Raw genomic sequence first — 17,839 nt, forward strand, 5'->3', positions numbered from 1 at the left:
TGTGTCTGTAACCTCGCTTACCTGTATTTCTAGAAAGCTCTCTTGAAATCGTAGATTGCGATAAATTAGTTAGCTCAGCAATAGTTTGTTGCGTAAAACCGCTTTTCTTTAGAACGGCGATCTGGCATCTTTGCGCATAGGTCAGTTGTTTGTAATGTCTCATTGTAAAATCTCTTGCCGGAGAAAAAGCAGTTAGCTTATGAGCAACTGACCATTTAATCTAGCCAAAACAAGTTATGCACTTACAATTTGAATCTAGGTCAGATATTTATCAATAAATATTCGAAATTTTTTTCTAATACTTTCAGTAACAGGCTGACCTTCACCTCTTCCAAATTGACGAGGTCGACCAGGCTTATTTTCTGTTAAATTACGTCTCTTCCCGCTCGCACCAGAATTACTAAAGCTAGATAAAAGTGCATTTTTAATTTGTCCTCGCTGCCAATAACGTCTCAATAATCTGTATATTGTTGCTTTAGAAACGTCTTTATCAACAATCACTTGATTAATTCGCTTACTTCTCGATTCTTTATAAAATACAAGTGAGTCTTTAATAATTGGAGCAATAAGAGTGTAATTATCTTCTAATTTTTTTTGTGATTTTATCGATTTTTCAGGGTTAACACCTTGTAGGTGTAAATAGGGATCATCAACTCGTTTCAAGTCTCCAGATTCTACTAGCTGATAATATTGTTCTAAATGAAGTGATTCAGGCAAGCCTTTAGTACTATCTATATCAATCCAGAATAAAGTATTTTGCTCTACAGAAAGAACTCGATAACGTATTTTCTCTAATTGAATAACATCATTAACTTGCAACATGCTGTAACCCTTTATGTTGATGACGAACCATAAAATGTACTTCTTTTGCTGTCATTAAATGAATTCTCTTTTCAATGTTAAATTCAATAAGTCTAGCCGCACATAATTGTCGAAAAATATATAAAGACTCACCTAACTTCAATTGATACGCAGCATCATATTCTTTCAATATATCTATTATTTTTCTATCTGGATTAGACTCAAAATACGATTTCATTAAGACCACTTCTGCTGACAAGCTTTCAATATCAATATCATCAAAAAAGCCCTTAACACCATATAGCCACTCAATGTTACTTTTCATCTCTTTCTTAATTTCTTTATCTGTAATAATAAACCAAGGAATTTCTTTAGATTTCCAATACCTACGCTCTATTTCTAACTTTTCAATAGTACGGGGATCATTTAAGTCTTCTGAAGACTTAACTTGAAGTGCGAATAATGGCATTGAGGTTGATGTAGTATTCACTAAATAATCAGAGGACATTACTTGAGGTGTTTTATTTAAAGTGGGATGCCATAGTTTATATGCTTTCGCTATCTTTAGAGTATCTTGCAGGTTGAGAGGGAATTGTTCTCGAATATCAGTAACTATTGGATTGTGATCAAGTAGAAGAAGAACACCAAACTCTATATCAGATAGAACATGATGAACTCGGTTAGTGAGATGAGAATAAGCTCTTTGCGCCCTTCCTGCTGAAGGAACCTCATGAACATAAATCCAAGGCTTATAATCTGATTTTGATCCTAAACCTCTTCCTTCTTTAATTCGCTTGTTTATCTCTGTTTTATTGAGCCCGAATATTGATTTCGCCATAACAAAAAACCTCGATTAACTTTTAACCAGTATAACCGAGGCTTAAATCAGTTCAAACTTTAATGTCACAGTTCGAACTTTGTTGTTATAGTTTTAATCTTTATTGTAAAGTTTCAAACTTTATTGTTATCCGACAGTATTGATGAGTTGTCACACTAATGTTGTTGATATACTGACTGAGATTACTGCATTAGGCATTAACTTATCAATGGATGACTTTGGTACAGGTTATTCATCATTAAGTTATTTGAGAGAATACCCTTTTAATGTACTAAAAATAGATAGAAATTTTATTGATGGTATTGTGCTAAACAATGAAGATTGTAATCTTGTAAAGGCAATTATTGCCATGTCGCACAGTTTAGGACTGACAGTTGTAGCCGAAGGGGTAGAAACAAAAGAGCAGCATACTTTATTGAACGAATTGGGCTGTGATTTTATGCAAGGTTTTTACTTTAGCAAACCAATACCAGCAAAACAGTTCCTTGATTTATCGATGAATTTTGATAAAAAATAAGATTAAGTACTCGATTGTAATAAATCATTGCACGGCTATTAACCTTATTATCCCATGTTTGTATCACCAAAAGGCTTAGTGGTTACAAGAGTAAATTAAAGCCAAGCTTTATGGTGATTACACCGGTGCATGAATACAGTACCAGTTAACTTTTTATCAAATGTAGACACTACCGGTGGTAACTCAGGTTCGCCAACACTTAACGGCAAAGCAGAGCTTGTAGGCTTACTGTTTGACGGGGTTTACGAAAGTATTATTGGTGACTGGGATTACAACCCTGAGCTTAATCGCTCAATCCACGTTGATTCGCGCTACATGCTGTGGGTAATGGATAAAGTAGATAATGCACAAAACTTGTTAGACGAAATGACAATCGTAAAATAAGTAATTAGTGAGATAAGAGAAGGGCGCTTACCGTAAAGGAAGCGCCTTTTTATTAATCATAATGGGTTACGGTTTGTATGCGTCAGTAGCATAACCTAACTTAGTTTTGCTAAGCACTCTTCTCTTCATCGCGAAGTGTTAAAACTTCGAAGCCCGTTTCTGTTACTAGAACGGTATGTTCCCATTGAGCAGAAAGTTTCTTGTCTTTTGTTACGACTGTCCATCCATCTTTTTTAGTTTTTACCTTCTTGGAACCTTGGTTGATCATAGGCTCTATAGTAAAGGTCATACCTGCTTCAAGTACTAACCCTGTATGCGGTTTACCATAGTGCAAAACTTGCGGCTCTTCATGCATTTCTTTACCAATACCATGACCGCAATATTCACGTACTACACTATAACCAGAAGACTCAGCGTGCTTTTGAATAGCATAGCCAATATCACCAAGCGTTGCTTTTGGTTTTACCACCTTAATACCTGCCCACATTGCATCATAAGTCGTTTTAACCAAACGTTTGGCTTCTGAGCTTGTCGCTGTAAAAGTATACATTTTACTTGAATCACTGATATAACCATTTTTCTCTAAGGTAATATCAATATTTAAAATATCTTTGTTTTTTAATTTATAAATATTATTGGGTACACCATGGCACACTACGTCATTAACTGATGAGTTTAATGAATACCGATAGCCATATTGGCCTTTACTAGCAGGACGAGCATGTAACACGTTGGTTATATAGCTTTCTACTTTAGTGTCTATATCTAACGTAGTCATGCCTTCGCAAATAAAATCATCAAGCATTTTAAATACTTGAGCTAAGAGCTTTCCTGACTCTCTCATGAGCTCAATTTCTGCATCCGTTTTTACTATTGCTTTATTCATGCAAAAGATCCTGAATAGTAAGCTTTTCTTTTATAAGTTGTTTTTTAATTATTTCATGGTAGGTGAGTGTCGGATTTAGCTCAGCAAGCATGCCTATTTTAATCCAAAACTCTGCTTGTGAATTGATAGATCTAGACATGATATTACTCGATTTTCTAATTTCTACATGCAACCCGTCTGATATTTTTACTATTCCCATTATATATACCGTATATGGTTTGTATGCGAATCGTATACATTGAGGGTTGTGATGTCAACATAGACGTTTTACAGTATGTTTTTGCTCACTGCCCTTTGTGTTTATATTTAATTATATGGCTAGCACTTTTAAACTGTATTTTTAGGTTAATAAATTTAATGATTATAGTATGCCTGTAGGCAGGAGTTTACTTCGCTCAAATAATGGCTGTTAGCTTTTTATTAAATGATGACCAAATAGGTGGTAACTCAGGCTCGCCAACACTTAACGGTAAAGCAGATCTTGTAGGCTTACTGTTTGACGATGTTTACGAAAGTATTATTGATGATTGGATTACAACCCTGAGTTTAATCGCTCAATCCACGTTGATTCGCGCTACATGCTGTGGGTAATGGATAAAGTAGATAATGCACAAAATTTGTTAGACGAAATGACAATCGTAAAATAAGTAATTAGTGATATAAGAGAAGGGCGCTTACCGTAAAGGAAGCGCCTTTTTTATTGATGTTTGATTTGCTTGTTTATGACTGCAAAGTGCTAGCTGCTGAACTTCAAGGCGTGAATCGATACTCTGTTGGGTGGCGTCTTCGGCTTAACCAACCTACCTTTTGACGTAGGTCGGATAAGTGGCGAANCTGGAGGGTGCCAACAGCAGACATTGACATTACTTTTCAAAAACCTCTAAATTGGACAGCTAAGCCACCAGAGCGGTCATTCAGGTTATTTCTGAGCATGACCTAAAAATGTGAGAAACAGAAGGTCTCCAAGTTTTATCTCTATGGCTCTAAAGAAGGTATAACAATAACTTAAAGTTATACGAAAGATATGTATAATAATTTGAATAATAAAAATAAATGGAATTAAATTTAATGAAAGCCGTACATTACTTCTCTTTTTTCGCATGTCTTTACTTTCTTTTTCAAACAAGTGCATTTGCAAAAGCTGACGTAAATATACAGATCAACAAATCAGTGGAAACTTTATCGCTTATATACACTACTGGCACTCCTGCACAAAAAATTGCCTTCGTTAATAGCCCAAATGACTCACGTACCAAAAGGTGGAAACCTGTTAATAATGAATTTGAGGTTGTTTATAAAAAACATCAAGAGTTTATTCAACGAATAGATGGTAAAGCCTTTAATCATGTGCAACTTAGCTTAACACCAACTTATAAGCATTTGCCTAAATCTTACGCACCTATAGCACCATTTTCAGACGGAGGCGTTCTAATTCATACGGGCCGTTTATTTGCATGCATCGACCTATGCTCGGATGATGATAATGGTTGGAAAATCAAAATAGAAGTAGAAGGAAATACCCATTTTATTGCCAATGGAAAAGTTAACTATCAATCCGAAAACTGGCTTGGGTATGATGATGGACAATACGTTTATATAGGACAACAAAAGCCTATAGATGAGCCAACGTTTTTAGCCATGATTGATCAAGGGTTGCCTGAAAAAATGAAGATGGAACTTAGCCAATCACTACCAAAAACAATGACGTTCTTTGAATCACATTTAGGAGAAAATAGTAGTAGTGTTAAACCGATGCTATTTGCCTCATATTCAAATAAAAAGGGGAAAGATATTCAAGGAGGTGTTCTGCCTAATCAAGTGTTTATCCATTGGGATATGGATAACTTGGACGAAAAATTAAAAGAAAAAAACTTTATTAATAGAACTTTATGGATGTTTGCACATGAAGCTTCACATTTTTATCAAGATAGCGCTTCATTAGTAAGCGATAAATCTGAAAGCTGGATACATGAAGGTAATGCAGAGTGGTTATCCGCTATAGCCTTGCGGGAATTCTATCCCGAAATTATTGAGCTATTCATTAGTAAAAAGTTAAACCAAGCAAAGTCAGATTGTGCCAATGCTTTAACGAAATATTCATTAGAAGATGCAGCTAGGAAGGGTAATTACCGATTGTATTATCAATGTGGGATCATTATTCACTCTCTAATAGATAAAAAAACTCGCGAATTATCAAAAGGAAAACAATCTATTTTTAATGTTTGGAATGATTTTAAAGAACAAGGAAAAAACAAAGGTAAAACGGGTGCAGTAGGTTTTTGGGCTGTGACTGAAAAATATATTTCTAGTGATATGCTACAAGGGCTAAAAAACTTAACTACGGATAAGTTAGCAGACCCTGAAAATTACATTAACCAATTAGAATCGTTATAAATGAGCGCTCGTTGCTCATTTATTTGAGTCAATCAAATGGCAACAATGAGCTTGAAACAGCCTACCGCAAAGACAAAGGCTGACGGTCTGCTAATCGCTCTTATCCGCCTTTAACTTAAATCAAACCACCTCAACACCCTTTAATATATATTTCATGTGCATTTTATAACCAAGAAGTGCTAGCTTAGTGGTAAATTAATTGAAGGACATAATTATGAAATTAGAGTCATTAGCACTGCACCACGGTTACGAATCTGAGCCTACGACCAAATCGGCAGCCGTGCCTATTTATCACACTTCATCTTATACATTTGATAACACACAGCATGGTGCTGATTTATTCGATTTAAAAGTACCTGGGAATATTTACACCCGCATAATGAACCCAACCAATGCCGTACTTGAACAACGTATTGCCGCGATGGAAGGAGGCATCGGTGGGCTAGCTGTCGCCTCTGGGATGGCTGCTATTACGTATGCTATTCAATGTTTGTGTGAAGTCGGTACTAATATTGTAAGCACCAGCCAAGTATATGGTGGCACGTATAACTTATTTGCACATACCTTACCTAGACAAGGTATTGAAGCACGCATGATTAAAGCCGATGACTTTACCGCGTTTGAGAATGCGATTGACGACAACACCCGCGCTGTTTTTTGTGAATCTATTGGTAATCCGGCAGGTAATATTGTTGATATTGAGCGTTTAGCACGCATTGCACACAGTAAAGGTGTGCCGCTTATAGTTGATAATACTGTGGCTACGCCGTATTTATGCCGCCCATTTGAGCTGGGCGCCGATATAGTGGTTCATTCACTTACTAAGTATATAAACGGGCACGGTACTGCCATTGGCGGCATGATTGTCGACTCAGGAAAATTTGATTGGAAAGCGAATGCTACGCGTTTTGCAATGATGAACGAGCCCGATCCGTCGTATCACAACGTGGTTTATACCGAAGCCTTTGCTGAAGCTGCATTTATTGGACGCTGCAGAGTAGTGCCACTTAGAAATACCGGCGCAGCGCTTGCGCCTAAAAACGCATCTGACATTTTAATCGGCCTTGAAACCTTAGGCTTAAGAATGGATCGCCACTGCGAAAATGCACAGCATCTGGCTGAGTATTTAGAAAATCATCCAAAAGTACTTTGGGTTAATTACGCAGGATTAAAATCAAGCCCGTATAACGAAATGAGCCAAAAAATCACTAGTGGTAAAGCATCGGGTATTTTAAGCTTTGGTATTGAAGGTGGGCTAGAGGCAGGTACTCGTTTTATTGATGCGCTAAATATGATTTTACGCTTAGTTAATATTGGCGATGCTAAGTCGCTTGCGTGTCATCCTGCATCAACTACACATCGTCAATTAAACGATGATGAATTAGCAAATGCTGGTGTAAGTCGCGATTTAATTCGCTTATCGGTTGGCATTGAAAACATTGCCGACATTATTGCCGATGTAAGCCAAGCGCTCGATAAAGCGTAAATTATTTTTGTTAGAAAAAAGCTTAATCTGCTAAAAGTAAAATACTTAAGCACGACTTAAAATAATTACTTATCTACCAAATTATCCAATAGTAAAAGTGATAGATACAAAAATGCCGCTCATTTTAAATGAACGGCATTTTTAATTACCTAATAAAATTAGATATTAACCTTCGTTAACTAGAGCTTGAAGTTCTTCAAGGCTTTTAGCAATTTTGATGCCTGGTACGTTAGTACCAACAGTCGCTTCAAAAGAACCTTCGATAGCTGAACGGAAAGATGTAAATGAGATACGGTAAACACCACGTACTAACGCTTTAGTTGGGCTGCTTACTTCACTAACGTGGCGAATTAAAGAGTTATAAGTACTTCCACCTGGGTTAGCTGGTAATTCGCTGCTGTCATCATTGTAAGTTAGAGTTTGTAAAGATTTGCCACCTTTACTGATCTTAGCGCTATCAACGATGTCTAAGCGATCTAATACAATGTAAGTATCGAAGAACGTATCAGGATTACTTTCATTAAGTTTTGTGTATGCATCACTTACGAAATCAGTGTCACTTGGCGTGCCCGATGCTGGAGAAACCATTGATACACCAATTTCATCAATTGCTGCTGGTACCCATACGAATAAGTAGTATGCATCTTTTTCTTTGTACGTACCTTGTGGAGCAGTACCTTTATCAATGTAACCGAAGTAGCTAGCATAGTTTGCATATGGTAAACGTGCTTCTATTCCAGCAACACTTTCTGAATTAGAGCTTTTTAAAGCCGGACCAGTAGTCATACAAGCTGTTAAAGATGTTGCCATTGCCGCAACTAATACTGCTTTTTTTACGATTGAAAAGTTCATTCTATTCCTTGTTATATTTTGTAATTATATGTTAAATCATCATGATTTTACGGCGGGGATTATATATTAGAATTGTTGGCTATGAAATACTCTCCAACAAAGAACTTCTTTTTAATTGCATGCAAGGAAGAGTATAATCTTTAGTATGTGCAAAGTATAAATCAGTTTAAAGCACTAAAGTTAAAAATTAAAAATAGTAACTTAAAATTTTATTTTATTGTTGTTTTTAAAAACTCTTGATTTCAAGCCTTTGTTTTTATGGTTGTTGTTTTTAGATTTAGATGGTTAATTTGAACATGCCGTTTAAGGTGTTAATCATAATATAATTAAATCTATTATTGCATTATTTTAAATAAAAGAAGTTGTTAAAAGTTTTTGTTATGAGCATTTATTGTTGGTTAAATTATCAATATTAAACATTTATTTAGAGCGTTTAAATTAATTATGTAAAGCTAATTTTAAACCTATCATTATTTAAGTTTAAACAGTATTTCATACCTTTTTTATTTCAGCGCGCGGCATTGCGAGTATTTGTTTTTTTTCATCTTCAGATAATATAATCCAATCAAAAATCTCCTCATTTGTGCGCCCACAACCGGTGCAGTAACCGCTGCGCCTTTCGCATATTCCTAGGCAATCAGTTTTAAATTTAGATGGTTTTTTGTTTTGATTTAATTGGCGCATTGTTAAATCCCTAACGGTGGTGCAATTTCAAAGCGAGTAGTGAACCCATTACCTTCTTGATTGGTAGAGAGTGTAATGACAGGGGTTTTGGTATCAAGTACAAAGGTGCTGTAAATTGAATTTGCTGTTTCTTTTTGGCTTTCAAACCAACCTGTTTTGGTTAAGCATTGGCGTAATTGCTTAGCCAGTTTTTGATGAGATTTTACTGTTTGCGTTTGTGTTTTAATAGGCGTTTGGCATTGGTAGCTTGCTTGCTCTGACTTATTTAAAGTAACCGTACAGGTTGCTCCAATAATATGAGTATTAGTACGCCATTGATTAGTGAACTGGTTATTTACTTTATCTGTTTTGATTGAATTAAAACCAGACTCATAACCATTTATTAGGTTATTTATGGTGCTGCATTCATCGGGTGTTACTGTGGTTTTTACAGACTGATTCGTTGTAGTAGTGGCTGCTGTAGTTGTAGTCTGATTAGTTTTGCTGGTACAGCCCGCTAAAATAAACGCGAAGACTAAAATAAATGCGACAATAGAAGGAGTAATATAGTTTTTCATAGTTCACAGTAACCGATTAATTTAGCCACGCACTATATCACACGTGATTTACTGTAAAAATAAAAAAGCTCATATAAATATGAGCCTGTTTGTTAGCCATAACTAATGCTATTTATGGCGACCTTGCAAGCATTTAACTACATCTTCAAGGGCTAAGCCTTGGCGTTGTAGCAATACTGTAAGGTGATAAATTAAATCAGCAGACTCGTTTGTTAGCTCATCGTTATCGTGTTTCATAGCGGCAAGGGCAACTTCTACGCCTTCTTCACCTACTTTTTGACAACTACGGCTTAAGTCTTTTGCAAATAATGACGCTGTGTAGCTTTTTTCAGGGTCGTCATTTTTACGCGCAACAATCACATCTTCTAACTGTGCTAAAAAGCTTAAACTTGGTTTTGCTTCATCACCAAAACAGCTTTGTGTGCCTAAGTGGCACGTTGGGCCTTCTGGATTGGCAAGTACTAAAATTGAATCGTAGTCACAATCGGTATGCACAGATACTACGTTTAAGTAGTTTTCTGATGACTCACCTTTAGTCCATAAACGCGATTTTGAACGCGAGTAAAACGTCACTTTATTACTCTCAAGCGTAACGTTTAGTGCTTCGCTGTTCATAAAGCCTTGCATTAAAATAACACCCGAGCGGGCATCTTGAATAATAGCAGGGATCATTTCACTTTTAGCGAAATCGACTTGAGCTTGGTTTTGTTGTGTTACTTGCATAATCTTGCTGCCACTTGGTTATCTGTTAAAAATTGTTTTAGTTCGCCAATGTTAATCACATTTTTATGAAAAACGCTGGCGGCTAATGCACCATCTACTTTGCTTTGTTTAAATACATCAACAAAATCTTGCATTGATCCTGCACCGCCAGAGGCGATTAAAGGAATGTTACATAGCTCGCGAATTTTACTTAACTGCTCGTTGTCGTAACCGTTACGAACGCCATCTTGGTTCATACAGTTTAATACAATTTCGCCTGCGCCTAAGTCTTGTACGCGTTTAACCCATTCTTGTGTTTTATAACGTGTACGGCTTGATGCATTAGGATCGCCAGTTAATTGATAAACTAAATATTCACCAGTTGTTTCATCAAAAAAACTATCAATGCCGACTACAACACATTGCTTACCAAACTCATCGTGTAATTCTTTAATAAGTTCAGGGCGTGCAATAGCAGGGCTGTTGATGCTTATTTTGTCAGCACCGCGCTCTAAAACACGCGCTGCATCAGCCACTGATTTAATACCGCCGGCTACACAAAATGGAATATCGATATTGCGTGCAATGCTCTCTACCCAGTTTACATCAAGTAGGCGTTTTTCAACGCTTGCACTGATTTCGTAAAAAACCAGTTCATCGGCGCCAGCTTCGCTGTAGGCTTTAGCCATTGTCAAAATGTCGCCAACAACTTCATGACCTTTAAACTTAACGCCTTTAACTACTTGACCGTCTTTAACGTCTAAACATGGAATTATGCGTTTTGATAACATGCCAATGCCTCCTCAACGCTAAATGCGCCATCAAGCAGAGACTTGCCTAAAATAACGCCGCCAACACCTAGTTCTTTAAGCTTTTTAATGTCGTCAAGTGAGCTTACGCCCCCTGAGGCTTGCACTTTAATTGTGCTGTTGTGGCGAGTTAGATCTTCGTAAAGCTCAAACGATGGTCCAGTCATGGTGCCATCTTTACTGATGTCCGTACATAAAAAGTCGATAACACCTAAGCCCACGTAAAAATCTACCAGCTCAAGTAAACCAAATTCAGATTCACTTAACCAACCGTGTGTAGCAGGTGCCCAGCCCGTGGCTGTTTTATTTACATCAAGGGCAATTACAAAGTGTTCTGCGCCAAATTGCTCAATCCAGGCTTTTACTTGTTCGCGTTTTTCTACTGCCATTGAACCAATAACAACTTGGTTTGCACCGGCTTTTAGCCAATCACTTACATCTTGCTCTGAGCGAATACCGCCGCCCACTTGGTAAGGTACGTTAAGTGCTTTGGTTGCAGCTTGAATATGTTTCCACTGTTTTTTACTTGGATCGCGTGCACCTTCTAAATCTACAAGGTGTAGTTTACCTGCGCCACTGTCGGCGTATTCTTTTAAACGCGCGCCAAGTTCGAAAGGGTAAAACTGTGCTGTGTCGTATTTACCTTGGTACAAGCGCACAATTTGATTTTGTAATACGTCTAATGCTGGAATAATCACAAATAATCTCTTTTTTGTTAGTTAATGGGCAGCTTACAACTGCCAATCAACAAAATTTTGTAATAAACGTGCGCCAACTTTTGCGCTGCGCTCTGGGTGAAATTGCATGCCCGCGTAATTGTCTTTAGCAACAATGGCTGAAAAGGTTTGACCGTATTCGCCGCTCACGAGTGTGGCGTCGTTTACGGTGTGCGCAAAGCTGTGAACAAAATACACTTGCTCATCGAGCGTCAGCCCTTTAGTTAATGCATGCTCTTTGTTAACACTTAAGTTATTCCAACCCATATGCGGCGACGTTAAGTTGCCTACATCAAGCGCTTTTACTTGCCCTGGTATTTTACCTAGGCACTGTACGTTACCTTCTTCGGTGCTTTCGCACAGTAACTGCATACCTAAACAAATACCCATAAGCGGGCGCTGGTATTCATTTATAGCTTGTTGCCAGCCGTTATCTACTAGGCGTTTCATAGCAACTGATGCATGACCTACACCTGGCAATATAGCGCGCTCAAAACCCGCTAATTGCTCTGGTGAAGTAATTACTGTTGGTGTTTGCCCTAAGCGTTCAAACGCAAAACGTACTGAATTTATATTGGCACAACCGGTATTAATTATGGCAATCATAAACATCCCTTAGAGCTGGCTGTTTGTTGGGTCGTGTCTTGTGCTACTGCCATGCGAAGTGCACGTGAAAATGCTTTAAATAAGCCTTCTACTTGGTGATGACAGTTACCATCGCTTACCGATAAAATAAGGCTAATAGCGGCATTATCACTTAAGCTTTTGAAAAAGTGCTCAACCATTTGTACGTCTAAATCACCGGCTTTTTCGCGGCTAAAGTTAGCGTTTAATACAAATGATGCACGACCCGATAAATCAATTTGTGCTTCGGCTTTACATTCATCCATAGGAAGAGCAAAACCATAGCGCGCAATTTGCGATTTAGTCCCGAGGGCTTGTTTAAGTGCAACACCAAGAGCAATACCAATGTCTTCAACAAGGTGGTGCTCGTCTATGTGTAAATCGCCTTTGGCTTTAATGTTTAAACCAATGTTTGCGTGCGTGCGAATTTGATCAAGCATGTGATCAAAAAAGCCAAGTCCGGTGTCTATGCTGCCATTTTTAGTTTGATCTAGGTTTATTGCCACATCAATTTGGGTTTCTTTGGTATTGCGTGTAACACGACCTTCGCGGTTTGCAGTGGTCAATTTAGTCACTATCGCACTCCAATCGCCGTCGTATAAAATACCTTCACAACATAAGTTTTGAGCAAGGCCAATATCAGTTTCACGGTCGCCAATAACAAAAGAGCGTGCTAAATCTACTTTGCCTGAGCGCATAAGCTCGGTGAGTAAGCCTGTTTTAGGTTTACGGCAATCGCAGTTTTGCTCGTTAAAGTGAGGGCAAATTAATACTTCGTCAAAGCTAATGCCTTGGCTTTGCATTATGTCCATCATTTTGTCTTGTGCAATATCAAAGTCAGCAATAGGGAAGCTATCTGTGCCTAAACCATCTTGGTTGGATACCATAACTAAACGGTAACCTGCAGCTTGTAATTGTAATAACGCAGGGATAACGCCAGGTAAAAATGCTAGCTTTTCAAGACTATCTACCTGTTTGTCGGTAATTGGCTCTTCAATGATAGTGCCGTCGCGGTCGATAAATAAATAGGGGTTGCTCATGATACTTCGTTTCCTGCTAAAGATGCTGTGGAAGCTGGTGTTTGTAGGCCATCTAACCAAATTTTTACTTGTTCAAGTTCTTGTTCACTACCAATTGAAATTCGTAGCCAGTCGTTTTCACCGTATAGCGTAAAAGCGCGCATAACCAAACCTTGCTCAAGTGCAATTTTAAAATAGTTTTTATCGGCTAATTTTAAAGTAACAAAGTTACCTTCACCAGTGAGAATTTTTAATGCAGCAGGAGATGCGTTTAGCCAATCCACTAATTTAGCTTTTAAGCTATTTAAAATAGTAACTTGGCGGCGCATTGATGTAATTGCATCGGGTGCAATTACTTGCGCTGCAATACTTGCTACTACTCCCGATACCGGATACGGCGCAATGACTTTACGAATTGGCGCAAGAGTTGCTGCTTGTGCAAGGGTAAAGCCTGTTCTAAGGCCTGCCAGCGCAAAGGCTTTAGAAAGCGTACGCAAAACCACTACATTACTAAATTCATTAATAAGCTTAGTCGCGCTTTGCTCTGGGCAAAACTCTATATAGGCTTCATCAACAATAACTAATGCTTTACCTGCAAGTGCTGTTGCAATCGCTTTTACTTTATCAAGTGGCGTTAAGCTACCCGTTGGGTTATTTGGGTTACAAATAAACACCAGTTTTGAGCTGCCTACAGCTGCGATTATTTCGTCAACACTGCCATTTAGTAATAACTCTTGGGTAAGCGCATTAATGCCAACGTTGTGTGTATCGGCCGTTACTTTGTACATACCGTAGGTTGGTAAAAATAGCGCAATACTATCTTTAGCTGGTTCACAGTATGTGCGCACTAAAAGCTCAATGCCTTCATCTGCGCCACGCGTCATTAATATATTTTCGCTTTCAAGCTCTGTATAAGCGGCGTAACGGTCAATAACCAGTTGCGGTTGTGGATCAGGGTAGCGATTTAAATCCTCAATACTCAGTTCAAGATTTTTAGCATACGGGCTTTCGTTAGCATTTAGCCACGTAGTACCGGTTAGCTTTTCACTTTTTGCAGAGCTATATGCAGCAAGGGCTGCAATATTTTTAGGTAATAAGCTAGACGCTTGTGCGCTCTCATTGCTCATTTTTAATTGCCTCTAAACGAATTGAAACCGCATTAGCGTGGGCATCAAGGCCTTCTGCATCTGCAAGTGGTAAAATAGCTTTTGAAAGCTGGGTTAAACCACTTTTAGTAATTGTTTGCACTGTGTATGTACGAAAAAAATCAAGCAAGTTTAAGCTAGAATATGTTGCACTGTAACCATATGTTGGTAACACGTGGTTAGTACCCGATGCGTAATCGCCTGCAGATTCTGGCGTGTAGTCACCTACAAATACTGAGCCTGCGTTTTTAACTTTATCTAGGTAAGGTGTTGCATCGCCTAGTTGTAAAATTAAGTGCTCTGGGCCGTATTGCGCCGATACATCAAATGCTTGCTCAATTGAATCAACCAAAATAAGTGAAGAATTAGCGAGCGCTTGCTCGGCTGTTTCTTTACGGCTCAAATTAGCTAACTGGCGTGTAAGTGCCTGCTGAGTTTGTTCTATTATACTTTCGCTGTTACATAATAAAATAACTTGCGAGTCTGCGCCGTGCTCTGCTTGTGAGAGTAAATCGGCGGCTATAAATTCTGGGTTCGCACGTTCATCTGCAATAACAAGTACTTCAGACGGACCTGCTGGCATATCAATTGCCATACCTGGAATAGTTTGCGCAACGAGCTGTTTAGCCATTGTTACAAAGCTATTACCTGGGCCAAATATTTTGTTTACTTTAGGAACCGATTCGGTGCCATAAGCCATTGCTGCAATTGCGCCTGCGCCACCACTTTCTATTAAAGTAGTAATGCCACATAACTTAGCTGCATATAAAATAGCAGGGTTAATCGCTTTATTACCTTGTACCGGTGTAACAAGTACAACGGTTTTTGCGCCACTTAACTGCGCTAATACACCCTGCATAATAACCGACGATGGCAGTGGAGCACTGCCACCGGGTACATAAATACCGACTGCTTCGATGGCTTGATATTTCAGTTCACATACAACGCCTGGTTGGGTCGATAATTTAATATCTTTTGGCAATTGCGCTTCGTGAAAACGTTTAACGTTTGCATAAGCGGTATCAATTGCGTATTTAAGCTCTGCACTTAGTGCTTGCTCTGATGCGTTAATTTCATCAAGCGGAACACATAAGCGAGGGTTAGCTCTATTATCAAACTCTTTAGCCATGCTAAGTAAGGCTTCATCGCCTTGCTCTTTTACGTTAGCTAAAATAGTTTTGCATATAGCTTCAACCTTGGCACTGGCAGAAACTGCAGGGCGCATTAGTGCCGCTGCTTGTACTTGTGAAGATTCCTCATTCCAACGAAGCATGGCACTTACTCCATCATTTTTTCAATTGGCATAACTAAAATAGAGTTAGCGCCTAGGGCTTTTAACTGCTCCATTGTTTCCCAAAATAATGTTTCGCTGCTTACCATGTGAAGTGCTACGTATTCATCGTTACCAGCAAGGGCAAGCAGAGTAGGCTGACCAGAACCTGGTAAAATTTCACAAATTTCATCAAGTTTATTTTTTGGTGCGTGTAGCATGATGTATTTGCTTTCTTTAGCTTGTCTAACACCACGTAGGCGCGGCATAAGCTTATTGATTAGTGCTAGTTTGTCAGCATCTTGAAGATCTTTATTTTGAATTAAACAGGCGTTTGATTCTAAAATTGTTTCGCCTTGAATTAAGCCGTTAGCTTCAAGTGTTGCGCCAGTAGATACTAAATCACAAATTGCATCAGATAAACCCGCACGCGGTGCTACTTCAACAGAACCAGTAAGCATTACTGTACTTGCGTTAATGCCTTCGCGCTTTAACCACTGAGTTAAAATTTCTGGGTAGGTAGTAGCAATACGTTTGCCTTCAAACCAGCTCTTATCACGAGCACCAAGCTCTTGTGGCCATGCAAGTGCAAGACGACAGTAACCAAAGTCTAGTTTTGAAAGTTTGGTTACTTCACTTGGAACACCTTGGCGTTCACGTTCTGCTTGAACTTCTACTAGTACGTTTTCGCCAACTATGCCTAAGTCACATACACCGTCCATTACTAAACCCGGAATATCGTCATCGCGCACACGTAGTACGTCAATTGGCATATTAGTTGAGTGTGCAATTAAGCGTTGTTCACGAAGGTTAAGTTTAACACCTAACTGTTTAAGCAGATCTTGACAATCTTTAGATAGGCGGCCGCCTTTTTGGATGGCGATACGTAGACGATTACTGTTGTTCATTATTCATTTTCCTTTAATTTAAAAACTAAAAACCCCGAGGGGAACCTCAGGGCGAAAATGAATCAATGTTATTTGAATCGCCAGAGGTTCCTTTTAGGAATAACCTCTCAGCGAAAGACCTGACAGGTTATTCCGGTGAATGGTGGTGATGATGTACTGTTGTCAGGTTTAAGCGCATTTTTTATCCTATATAACTGCCCGTTATTTTGTTAACGTGCAGTTGTTATCTGTTTAAATAAATTTCGCATTCATAAAAACATAAACGACCATATTATGGCAAGTTTTTTTTAGCTTAATTAAAGCATATCTTATAACTGTCGATAATATTAAAGTAAGATGAGTGATTTCAACAATATATTTGTTTGTTTATTAGTCAAACCAAGTGATTAGTTAATAAAACAATAAAATAAGGAAGTACATATGGATATCATGATCCCTTATTTAGGAAGAATAACCAGGCTAGAAGTTGAGTCTAAAGGAGCATTCCATATTGCAGGAGTGCAAAGTGGTGCTGCGACTGAAAAGGTTGAGCTAGAGAATAAAAAAAGGCGTGAGTTACAAAAAAAGAAAAAGCTTAATACGTTTGACGATCAAACCCAAAAAGCAAATACAAGCTCAGATGATGAAGATGGTCCACATTTAGATACATGGGCTTAGTACATTTTAGAACTTTAAGCTAATGAGAATAAAAGGCCCAAATTGGGCCTTTTAACTACATTTAGTTTACTTTTGGTTTTTGCCTTTAAAGATATAAAATCCAAATATCGCAATAACAATTAACTGGGCAGTCACTCCTTGCCATGTTGATTTAATACCAAGCCATACTAAATCAATATTAATAGGCAAGGTCGTAATGCCAACAATATCTGCCTCTTGAAGCGCCGTTACGGCTTTGCCCATAAGCACAAACGAAAGTAAGAACAACAGGTACGTCGTAATTGCAAAAAACTTAGCAACAGGTAATTTTATTGAGTATTTTACTAACACCCAAGTAATTACAGCGAGTATTGCTACGCCAATGGCAAAGCCCATAGCAATAGACGAGTATTGCTCTGTGGTGCTTTGTGTAAGCAGTGACTGATAAAACAATACAGTTTCGAATACTTCACGATAAACGGCTATAAACGAGAGCCCAGCTAATCCCCAGAGGGTTCCTGATTCAAGACGTTTATTAATATTGTTTTGAATATAAGCTTGCCACTGTTTTGCACTGGTTTTGCTGTGCATCCAAACACCGACATACAGTA

At 38.3% G+C, this 17,839-nt stretch carries 20 protein-coding genes and 3 pseudogenes; 6 read left to right on the forward strand and 17 right to left on the reverse strand.

Annotated features, from left to right (window positions below; translation table 11 throughout):
- From L647_RS1000000125290 to L647_RS0110565, 3 genes are all read right to left on the reverse strand, one after another.
- The coding region (locus L647_RS1000000125290) for a helix-turn-helix domain-containing protein (protein ID WP_139015434.1) at positions 1-163 on the reverse strand (163 nt) is incomplete at its 3' end.
- A gap of 92 nt (positions 164-255) precedes the next feature.
- The gene (locus L647_RS0110560; RefSeq protein ID WP_024611081.1) at positions 256-822 is read right to left on the reverse strand and encodes a hypothetical protein; all 567 of its coding nucleotides are present in this window, start codon (positions 820-822) and stop codon (positions 256-258) included.
- Positions 809-1,639 (reverse strand): heteromeric transposase endonuclease subunit TnsA, encoded by an 831-nt coding sequence (locus L647_RS0110565; RefSeq protein ID WP_024611082.1) that lies wholly within the window; start codon positions 1,637-1,639, stop codon positions 809-811. Before L647_RS0110565 ends, L647_RS0110560 begins: the two co-directional genes overlap by 14 nt.
- A 136-nt stretch (positions 1,640-1,775) precedes the next feature.
- Between L647_RS0110565 and L647_RS0110570 the strand changes: the two are divergent.
- Positions 1,776-2,156 (forward strand): annotated as a pseudogene (locus tag L647_RS0110570) (EAL domain-containing protein); the annotation flags it as partial.
- Positions 2,157-2,238: 82 nt separating this feature from the next.
- Positions 2,239-2,540: pseudogene (locus L647_RS0110575) on the forward strand (S46 family peptidase); the annotation flags it as partial.
- A gap of 109 nt (positions 2,541-2,649) precedes the next feature.
- Here the strand turns inward: L647_RS0110575 and map are convergent.
- Together map and L647_RS0110585 are read right to left on the reverse strand one after the other, a co-directional pair.
- A complete protein-coding gene (gene map / locus L647_RS0110580; protein WP_024611084.1) occupies positions 2,650-3,426 on the reverse strand; it encodes a type I methionyl aminopeptidase in 777 nt (258 codons plus the stop codon).
- The gene (locus L647_RS0110585) at positions 3,419-3,625 is read right to left on the reverse strand and encodes a ParD-like family protein (RefSeq protein ID WP_024611085.1); all 207 of its coding nucleotides are present in this window, start codon (positions 3,623-3,625) and stop codon (positions 3,419-3,421) included. Before L647_RS0110585 ends, map begins: the two co-directional genes overlap by 8 nt.
- Positions 3,626-3,828: 203 nt before the next feature.
- On the opposite strand from L647_RS0110585, the pseudogene L647_RS0110590 reads away from it, so the two are divergent.
- From L647_RS0110590 to L647_RS0110600, 3 genes and pseudogenes are all read left to right on the forward strand, one after another.
- Positions 3,829-4,073, forward strand: a pseudogene (locus L647_RS0110590) (S46 family peptidase); the annotation flags it as partial.
- A 421-nt stretch (positions 4,074-4,494) separates the two neighbouring features.
- A complete protein-coding gene (locus tag L647_RS0110595) occupies positions 4,495-5,820 on the forward strand; it encodes a hypothetical protein (RefSeq protein ID WP_024611087.1) in 1,326 nt (441 codons plus the stop codon).
- Positions 5,821-6,034: 214 nt separating this feature from the next.
- Positions 6,035-7,306: an aminotransferase class I/II-fold pyridoxal phosphate-dependent enzyme gene (locus L647_RS0110600; RefSeq protein WP_024611088.1), complete on the forward strand. Its 1,272-nt coding sequence runs from the start codon at positions 6,035-6,037 to the stop codon at positions 7,304-7,306.
- A 165-nt stretch (positions 7,307-7,471) separates the two neighbouring features.
- Here the strand turns inward: L647_RS0110600 and L647_RS0110605 are convergent, their stop codons facing one another.
- The 11 genes from L647_RS0110605 to hisG all read right to left on the reverse strand — a co-directional run bounded on the left by L647_RS0110605 (position 7,472) and on the right by hisG (position 16,592).
- On the reverse strand, positions 7,472-8,158 hold the full coding sequence (locus tag L647_RS0110605) for a LipL32 family surface lipoprotein (RefSeq protein WP_024611089.1): 687 nt from the start codon (positions 8,156-8,158) through the stop codon (positions 7,472-7,474).
- A 492-nt stretch (positions 8,159-8,650) separates the two neighbouring features.
- Positions 8,651-8,842 (reverse strand): DUF1289 domain-containing protein, encoded by a 192-nt coding sequence (locus tag L647_RS0110615; protein ID WP_024611090.1) that lies wholly within the window; start codon positions 8,840-8,842, stop codon positions 8,651-8,653.
- 2 nt (positions 8,843-8,844) lie between these two features.
- The gene (locus L647_RS0110620; protein ID WP_024611091.1) at positions 8,845-9,399 is read right to left on the reverse strand and encodes a hypothetical protein; all 555 of its coding nucleotides are present in this window, start codon (positions 9,397-9,399) and stop codon (positions 8,845-8,847) included.
- Positions 9,400-9,507: 108 nt separating this feature from the next.
- A complete protein-coding gene (gene hisIE / locus L647_RS0110625) occupies positions 9,508-10,122 on the reverse strand; it encodes a bifunctional phosphoribosyl-AMP cyclohydrolase/phosphoribosyl-ATP diphosphatase HisIE (protein WP_007580656.1) in 615 nt (204 codons plus the stop codon).
- Positions 10,113-10,892 carry an imidazole glycerol phosphate synthase subunit HisF gene (hisF, locus tag L647_RS0110630; protein WP_024611092.1) on the reverse strand — a complete coding sequence of 260 codons (780 nt, stop codon included), beginning with the start codon at positions 10,890-10,892 and terminating at the stop codon, positions 10,113-10,115. The genes hisIE and hisF overlap by 10 nt, the downstream gene beginning before the upstream one ends.
- Complete coding sequence (locus L647_RS0110635; RefSeq protein WP_010552951.1) at positions 10,874-11,608, reverse strand: 1-(5-phosphoribosyl)-5-[(5-phosphoribosylamino)methylideneamino] imidazole-4-carboxamide isomerase; 735 nt, start codon at positions 11,606-11,608, stop codon at positions 10,874-10,876. The genes hisF and L647_RS0110635 overlap by 19 nt, the downstream gene beginning before the upstream one ends.
- 33 nt (positions 11,609-11,641) lie before the next feature.
- Positions 11,642-12,232, reverse strand: coding sequence for an imidazole glycerol phosphate synthase subunit HisH (gene hisH, locus L647_RS0110640; protein WP_002960265.1), 591 nt, complete (start codon positions 12,230-12,232; stop codon positions 11,642-11,644).
- Complete coding sequence (gene hisB, locus L647_RS0110645; RefSeq protein WP_024611093.1) at positions 12,229-13,290, reverse strand: bifunctional histidinol-phosphatase/imidazoleglycerol-phosphate dehydratase HisB; 1,062 nt, start codon at positions 13,288-13,290, stop codon at positions 12,229-12,231. Before hisB ends, hisH begins: the two co-directional genes overlap by 4 nt.
- Complete coding sequence (hisC, locus tag L647_RS0110650) at positions 13,287-14,396, reverse strand: histidinol-phosphate transaminase (protein ID WP_024611094.1); 1,110 nt, start codon at positions 14,394-14,396, stop codon at positions 13,287-13,289. The genes hisB and hisC overlap by 4 nt, the downstream gene beginning before the upstream one ends.
- Entirely contained in the window at positions 14,386-15,687 is a 1,302-nt protein-coding gene (hisD, locus tag L647_RS0110655; RefSeq protein ID WP_024611095.1) for a histidinol dehydrogenase, read from the reverse strand. Before hisD ends, hisC begins: the two co-directional genes overlap by 11 nt.
- Positions 15,688-15,692: 5 nt before the next feature.
- Positions 15,693-16,592 (reverse strand): ATP phosphoribosyltransferase, encoded by a 900-nt coding sequence (gene hisG, locus L647_RS0110660; RefSeq protein WP_007580644.1) that lies wholly within the window; start codon positions 16,590-16,592, stop codon positions 15,693-15,695.
- Between the two features lie 420 nt (positions 16,593-17,012).
- On the opposite strand from hisG, the gene L647_RS0110665 reads away from it, so the two are divergent.
- Positions 17,013-17,249, forward strand: a complete 237-nt coding sequence (locus L647_RS0110665; RefSeq protein WP_024611096.1) for a hypothetical protein — start codon at positions 17,013-17,015, stop codon at positions 17,247-17,249.
- A 66-nt stretch (positions 17,250-17,315) separates the two neighbouring features.
- On the opposite strand, the gene L647_RS1000000126400 is transcribed toward L647_RS0110665, so the two are convergent.
- Positions 17,316-17,819 (reverse strand): FTR1 family protein, encoded by a 504-nt coding sequence (locus L647_RS1000000126400; protein ID WP_253948860.1) that lies wholly within the window; start codon positions 17,817-17,819, stop codon positions 17,316-17,318.
- Between the last annotated feature and the right edge of the window lie 20 nt (positions 17,820-17,839).

This window comes from Pseudoalteromonas sp. TB64 (assembly GCF_000498095.1).
GTDB lineage: Bacteria > Pseudomonadota > Gammaproteobacteria > Enterobacterales > Alteromonadaceae > Pseudoalteromonas.

Bases quoted from the DNA above. Each gene is read 5' to 3' on its own strand.
- L647_RS0110560 (WP_024611081.1), bottom strand. From the start codon at position 822: ATGTTGCAAGTTAATGATGTTATTCAATTAGAGAAAATACGTTATCGA.
- L647_RS0110565 (WP_024611082.1), bottom strand. From the start codon at position 1,639: ATGGCGAAATCAATATTCGGGCTCAATAAAACAGAGATAAACAAGCGA.
- map (WP_024611084.1), bottom strand. From the start codon at position 3,426: ATGAATAAAGCAATAGTAAAAACGGATGCAGAAATTGAGCTCATGAGA.
- L647_RS0110585 (WP_024611085.1), bottom strand. From the start codon at position 3,625: ATGGGAATAGTAAAAATATCAGACGGGTTGCATGTAGAAATTAGAAAA.
- L647_RS0110595 (WP_024611087.1), top strand. From the start codon at position 4,495: ATGAAAGCCGTACATTACTTCTCTTTTTTCGCATGTCTTTACTTTCTT.
- L647_RS0110600 (WP_024611088.1), top strand. From the start codon at position 6,035: ATGAAATTAGAGTCATTAGCACTGCACCACGGTTACGAATCTGAGCCT.
- L647_RS0110605 (WP_024611089.1), bottom strand. From the start codon at position 8,158: ATGAACTTTTCAATCGTAAAAAAAGCAGTATTAGTTGCGGCAATGGCA.
- L647_RS0110615 (WP_024611090.1), bottom strand. From the start codon at position 8,842: ATGCGCCAATTAAATCAAAACAAAAAACCATCTAAATTTAAAACTGAT.
- L647_RS0110620 (WP_024611091.1), bottom strand. From the start codon at position 9,399: ATGAAAAACTATATTACTCCTTCTATTGTCGCATTTATTTTAGTCTTC.
- hisIE (WP_007580656.1), bottom strand. From the start codon at position 10,122: ATGCAAGTAACACAACAAAACCAAGCTCAAGTCGATTTCGCTAAAAGT.
- hisF (WP_024611092.1), bottom strand. From the start codon at position 10,892: ATGTTATCAAAACGCATAATTCCATGTTTAGACGTTAAAGACGGTCAA.
- hisH (WP_002960265.1), bottom strand. From the start codon at position 12,232: ATGATTGCCATAATTAATACCGGTTGTGCCAATATAAATTCAGTACGT.
- hisB (WP_024611093.1), bottom strand. From the start codon at position 13,290: ATGAGCAACCCCTATTTATTTATCGACCGCGACGGCACTATCATTGAA.
- hisC (WP_024611094.1), bottom strand. From the start codon at position 14,396: ATGAGCAATGAGAGCGCACAAGCGTCTAGCTTATTACCTAAAAATATT.
- hisD (WP_024611095.1), bottom strand. From the start codon at position 15,687: ATGCTTCGTTGGAATGAGGAATCTTCACAAGTACAAGCAGCGGCACTA.
- hisG (WP_007580644.1), bottom strand. From the start codon at position 16,592: ATGAACAACAGTAATCGTCTACGTATCGCCATCCAAAAAGGCGGCCGC.
- L647_RS0110665 (WP_024611096.1), top strand. From the start codon at position 17,013: ATGGATATCATGATCCCTTATTTAGGAAGAATAACCAGGCTAGAAGTT.
- L647_RS1000000126400 (WP_253948860.1), bottom strand. From the start codon at position 17,819: ATGCACAGCAAAACCAGTGCAAAACAGTGGCAAGCTTATATTCAAAAC.